At 74.0% G+C, this 554-nt stretch carries 1 protein-coding gene; it reads left to right on the top strand.

The window, feature by feature from the left end; all coding sequences use genetic code 11:
* Positions 1–95 precede the first annotated feature (95 nt).
* Positions 96–554, top strand: a 459-nt coding sequence (locus tag E6R62_RS38780) for a DAK2 domain-containing protein (RefSeq protein ID WP_136218037.1), incomplete at its 3' end; no start/stop codon positions are given.

Raw genomic sequence — 554 nt, 5'->3', positions numbered from 1 at the left:
GCCCGGCCCGCCGACCGCTCACCACCGCAGTGCGGGGGTGCGGACCGGCGGGCCGGGCTCCCGGCGCCCCGGGAACGCAAGCACGAGGAGGGCCCATGACGAGCAACGCTCTCGACGGCGCGCAGACCCGTGACTGGGCAGGGCGCTTCACCGCTTCGGTGTACGCCACCGAAGCGGAACTGACCGCTCTCGACCAGCAGGCGGGCGACGGCGACTTCGGTGCCAATCTGGCCGCCGGGGTCCGGGCTGCCGGTCTGCTGCTCGACCGGGCGGCGGATTCGGCCGGTCCGGAGGAGTGTCTCGGCGCCATGGCCACTGCCTTTCTCGACGAGGTGGGCGGAACCAGTGGTCCTCTGTTCGGTCTGCTGTTCCAGGCGTTGAGCCGGGCCGCCGGTGCGGAGACCGGGCTGACGACTGACGCGCTCGCCACGGGTGCCGCCCAGGGACTCGAGGCCATCCGCCGGGTGGGTGACGCCTCGCCCGGGGACAAGACACTCGTTGACGCCTTGGCTCCGGCCGCAGCCGCCCTGCGGGCGGCTCAGGACGCACCGCCC

It is taken from the genome of Streptomyces sp. A1136 (assembly GCF_004795055.1).
GTDB lineage: Bacteria > Actinomycetota > Actinomycetes > Streptomycetales > Streptomycetaceae > Streptomyces.
Note: the sequence above shows the minus strand (reverse complement) of the source record. Positions and strands in the feature narration are given on the sequence as shown.